Raw genomic sequence first — 4,562 nt, 5'->3', positions numbered from 1 at the left:
GCCTACGGGCGCCGGCTCGTGGAGGCCGGTGTCCGCACCACCTCGGTCGGCTACAACGCGACACTGCACGACTTCATGATGCTCAACCCCCTGCGGGAGACCGCCGCCAGCACCGGTGCCATCGAGCAGGCGATCCAGGTCCTGCGCTCGGCACTGAAGGTCGCCTGAACACCCATCGGAGAAGAAGGAGAACCCTCATGAGCACGAACAAGCCCACCGTCGTCCTGGTCCACGGCGCGTTCGCCGAGTCGAGCAGCTGGCAGGGCGTCGTGGAACGGCTGCAGGCCCAGGCCGTACCCGTGGTCGCCGTCGCCAACCCGCTGCGCAGCGTGGCCGGCGACGCCGCCTACGTCCGGGACGTCGTCGCCGACATCCCCGGCCCCGTCATCCTCGTCGGCCACTCCTACGGCGGGATCGTCATCACCGAGGCGGCCACCGACAACGACTCCGTCGTCGGCCTCGTGTACGTGAACGCGTTCGCACCCGAGCACGGCGAGAACGCGTTCGACCTCTCGGCCAAGTTCCCCGGCAGCACCCTCGGCGCCGCACTCAAGGCCTACCCGGTCGCCACCGGCGGCAACGAGCTCGCGATCCGCCCGGACGTGTTCCGCCAGCAGTTCGTCGCCGACGTCCCGGCGGCCGTGGCAGACGTGCTGGCCGCAACCCAGCGGCCCGTGACCCAGGCCGCACTGGTCGAGGGGCTCGCCTCGGAGAAGCCGGCGTGGGCGACGCTGCCGTCGTGGTTCGTCTTCAGCGACGCGGACATGAACATCCCCGTCGCGCTGCACCGCTTCATGGCCGACCGCGCCGGCGCCCGCAACGCGACCGAGGTGGCCGACGCCTCGCACGCGATCTCGGTCTCCCGTCCCGACGCGGTGACCGCCACCATCCTCGACGCCGTCGAGCACTGGGACGACTGACCCCAGCGTCACCACCTCGCCTCTCTCAGAACGGAGAAAGCAGACATGAAGATCCTCATCATCGGAGGCACGGGCCACATCGGCTCCAACCTCACCGGCCTCCTGCGCGCCCAGGGCCACGACGTCACGCCCGCGGCGCCCAGCACGGGTGTCGACACCATCACCGGTCAGGGCGTCGCCGAGGCGGTGGCGGGCCAGGACGTGGTCATCGACGTCAGCAACGCCCCGGCGTGGGACGACCAGGCCGTGCTGCACTTCTTCACGACCTCGACGAGCAACCTCCTGGCTGCCGAGCGAGCGGCCGGGGTCCAGCGCCACGTCGCACTCACGATCGTGGGTGCGGATCGCGCTCCGGACAGCGGCTACCTGCGCGCGAAGGTCGCCCAGGAGAAGCTCATCCAGGAGTCCGGACAGCCCTTCACGATCGTCCGCTCCACGCAGTTCTTCGAGTTCGTCCGCGGCATCGCTGATTCCGCAGCCGACGGCGACACCATCCGACTGCCGGGGGCCACCCTCCAGCCGATCGCCGGCGACGACGTCGCGCAGCTCCTGTGCGAGATCTCGACGTCCCCGGCGGCCGACGGGATCATCGAGATCGCGGGACCGGAGGCCATCGGGCTCGACAACCTCGCCCGCCGGGCCCTCGAGCGCGACGACGACACGCGCGTCGTCGTGACGGACCCGGATGCCCGCTACTTCGGCACCCGACTCGAGGACTCGACCCTGACGCCCGGCGAAGGCGCGCGCATCGCACCGACGCACTTCGGGGACTGGCTCGCGACGCACCCCCGCGTCTGAGCGCACTCACAGATGACGGCGGGCGGTCCGGACACCGCCCGCCGTCACGGCCAGTGAAGGAACCTCATGTTCGACACCTTCAGCGAGCGACTCCTCCAGACCGGACGTGGACCGGTCTTCGCGCGAGTCGGCGGAGACGGACCCCCCGTCCTCCTGCTGCACGGCTACCCCCAGTCCCACCTGATGTGGCACTCGACCGCACCCGTGCTGGCCGCACACTTCACCGTGGTGGCAGTGGACCTCCCCGGGTACGGCGCCTCGTTCCGCCCCGTGCCCTCCAGCGACCACGCCGCTCACGCCAAACGAGCGCTGGCCGACGACCTTGTCCAAGCCATGGCCGACCTCGGCCACGACCGGTTCGCCGTCGCCGGCCACGACCGTGGCGGACGCGTCGCCTATCGGATGGCCCTCGACCATCCCGAGCACGTCACGGGTGTTGCCGTCTTCGACGTCGTGCCCACCGGCGAGGTCTGGGCACGGGCAGACGCCGTCCTCGCGCTCACCTACTGGCACTGGGCATTCCTCGCGCAGCCGGCCCCACTTCCCGAGCGGCTCATCGGCGCCGACCCCGACGCCTTCTTCGACCTCCACGTCCGAAGACTCGGCATCGGTGGCGCTGAGGGTCGGTACCCAGCGGCAATCCTGGCGAGCTACCGCGCTCTCCTCGACGACCCGAGCACCGTCGAGGCCATCTGTGAGGACTACCGCGCAGCCGCCACCATCGACCGCGCCCACGATGACGCGGACGTTCGTGCAGGTCGACGGATCGAAGCCCCTCTGCTCGCCCTGTGGAGCGCACGAGGCGCTCTCCCGCGCCTGTACGGAGACGTGCTCGACGTCTGGCGACCCTGGGCCTCACAGGCGTCGGGCCGCGGGCTGGACACCAGCCACTTTCTCGTCGAGGACGCGCCGGAAGAGGTCGCTCAGGAGCTTCGCGCCATCTTCGGCTGAGCCCCGCCGTCTCCGACGGCCGCGTGCGGGGGTAGCCCGGCACCACCTGGTGGGCGCGGATGGCACCGTATCGACGAGGCGTTCAGTGCAACGAGGCTGTCAGCTGCGACCTTCGAGCATCGTCAGGTCGCGCTCCGCGTACCTGCGGTGCCACCACTCCTCGTTGAGGACCACGCGGAGGCACTGCCGCGGGGTCAGCACCTGGCCCTGGTCGGGCCATCCCGGACCGACCAACGGCTCGCCGGGCGCGTCGAGCTGCTCGTCGGTCAGGCCGTCGACGACGCCCCGGACGAGCGCCATCGCCCGAAGGCGCAGCGCGAGGGCCTCGTCCAGCGTCGGCCGGGCGTCCCGGTCGTGCGGCACGCCCTCCCGGGGTTCCATCTGGTCCCACGGCAGGGACAGCGGGTGCCAGGGGCGCGGATCGGCGAGCACGCCGCGACCCACCCACGACTCGGACGCGAACGCGAGATGACGGAGGGTCTGGATGAACGACCACTCCTCGCCGACCGATTCGTGCAGCCGCTCCTCGGGCAGCCGACGCGCCCGCTCGACGGTGTCCGCCCACACCTGCTCGTTCACGTCCCACGCGGCCCGGAACCCGTCCGCCGTGGTCGGTCTGAACGCGCTGCGCTCGGGGTGGCGGCGGTCCAGCTCGGCCTCGACCAGCGGCACCACGTCGATCCCGTTGACCACGAGGCTCTCGATCTCGCCGTCGATCGTGGTGCCCGATACCTCGACGTCGCGCATCACCACGTTCTGCAGCGCCACGGCGCGGAACGTCGAGCCCGTGAAGTCCACCCTGGTGAAGCGGGAGCCCGTCAGGTCGACGTTCTCCAGCTCGGTGCCCCGCCGATCCTCAAAGTCCATGCCACACACGCTAGAACCGGGGTCCGACATCGGGCACGCAAGGACGCCGGGCTCGCGGCGTCGCTCAGTGCTCGGCGGTGTCGAACGCGGGCGCGAACCGCAGCTCGCCACGCGGCGAGGGTCCCGTGAAGGTGACGTACTGGACGATGGCGCGGTCCAGGTCACCGTGCGACAGCGGCCCGTCGCCCGTGAAGCCCATCCGGCCGTAGATCGCCGGGTCACCGATCAGCGCGCAGCCGCGAGCCCCGCGCTCCCGCAGCCGCCGCAGACCCTCGGCCACCAGCGCCCGACCGATCCCCCGCCGCTGCCGGTCGAGCCGGACGGAGATCGGACCGAGCCCGAACCAGTCGTCGTGGAGCCCGTCGATCGTCACGGGCGAGAACGCGACGTGCCCCACGACGTCGCCGTCGTCCTCCGCCACCAGCGAGAGCGTCAGGTCACCGGACGCCCGCAGTCGTCGGATGATCGGCGCCTCGGAGCCGTCGCTGAACCACTGCGGCTCGAAGGCGGCCATGGTCAGCCGATCGATCGCGTCGGCGTCGTCGTCTGGGCGTTCGGGTCGGATCAGCACCGTCGTCTCCGGGATCGCGGGGCGCGCCCGCCTCGGACGCGCCTGGCAGCGTAGGGCCGGGGGGCGCGGAGCCGAAGCGGATTTGCCTGGGCGCCGGCCCGTGCCAGCGGGCGGTGCGACGACGACCCGGCCGCGACCCGGTAGGGAGGGGGGACTCGGGTCCAGCTCCCGTCCACCGCAAGCCACAAGGCCGCCTCTCCGACGGAGAAACAGCCGAGCCCCGGCGTTCGCGGGGGGCGGCCGAGTCCTTCTGCTCCGGGTATCACCGCGTGCGCGTAGGTGCTCGCGCACCGGGCCGGTGGGGAGAGCCCTACCCCGGTTTGGTGGGGCTGCGCCCCTGACCGGGATGGCGGGGTTCGGGAGCATGGGAGTCAGTCAGGACACCCCCGCCACCCCCCGCAAGGAGCCGTCATGTCCACGGTCAGCACCCCGACGCGCCCGCGCACCGCGCCAGC

The 4,562-nt window shown here is 71.6% G+C and carries 5 protein-coding genes; 3 read left to right on the top strand and 2 right to left on the bottom strand.

Going from position 1 to position 4,562, the window contains the following annotated elements; translation table 11 throughout:
* Window positions 1–197: 197 nt before the first annotated feature.
* The 3 genes from ACXJKG_RS19695 (at window position 198) to ACXJKG_RS19685 (ending at window position 2,669) form a co-directional block, all read left to right on the top strand.
* Window positions 198–920, top strand: a complete 723-nt coding sequence (locus ACXJKG_RS19695) for an alpha/beta fold hydrolase (RefSeq protein ID WP_456847423.1) — start codon at window positions 198–200, stop codon at window positions 918–920.
* Between the two features lie 45 nt (window positions 921–965).
* Window positions 966–1,718: an SDR family oxidoreductase gene (locus ACXJKG_RS19690; RefSeq protein ID WP_456847422.1), complete on the top strand. Its 753-nt coding sequence runs from the start codon at window positions 966–968 to the stop codon at window positions 1,716–1,718.
* 66 nt (window positions 1,719–1,784) lie between these two features.
* Window positions 1,785–2,669 carry an alpha/beta hydrolase gene (locus tag ACXJKG_RS19685; protein WP_456847421.1) on the top strand — a complete coding sequence of 295 codons (885 nt, stop codon included), beginning with the start codon at window positions 1,785–1,787 and terminating at the stop codon, window positions 2,667–2,669.
* 99 nt (window positions 2,670–2,768) lie between these two features.
* Here the strand turns inward: ACXJKG_RS19685 and ACXJKG_RS19680 are convergent, their stop codons facing one another.
* Together ACXJKG_RS19680 and ACXJKG_RS19675 are read right to left on the bottom strand one after the other, a co-directional pair.
* Window positions 2,769–3,536: a DinB family protein gene (locus tag ACXJKG_RS19680; protein WP_456847420.1), complete on the bottom strand. Its 768-nt coding sequence runs from the start codon at window positions 3,534–3,536 to the stop codon at window positions 2,769–2,771.
* A gap of 64 nt (window positions 3,537–3,600) precedes the next feature.
* Window positions 3,601–4,107 carry a GNAT family N-acetyltransferase gene (locus ACXJKG_RS19675; protein ID WP_456847419.1) on the bottom strand — a complete coding sequence of 169 codons (507 nt, stop codon included), beginning with the start codon at window positions 4,105–4,107 and terminating at the stop codon, window positions 3,601–3,603.
* Window positions 4,108–4,562 lie beyond the last annotated feature (455 nt).

This window comes from Cellulomonas sp. P5_C6, assembly GCF_054049635.1.
The sequence above is the reverse complement of the archived record's forward strand: the minus strand, read 5'-3'. Positions and strand labels throughout refer to the sequence as shown.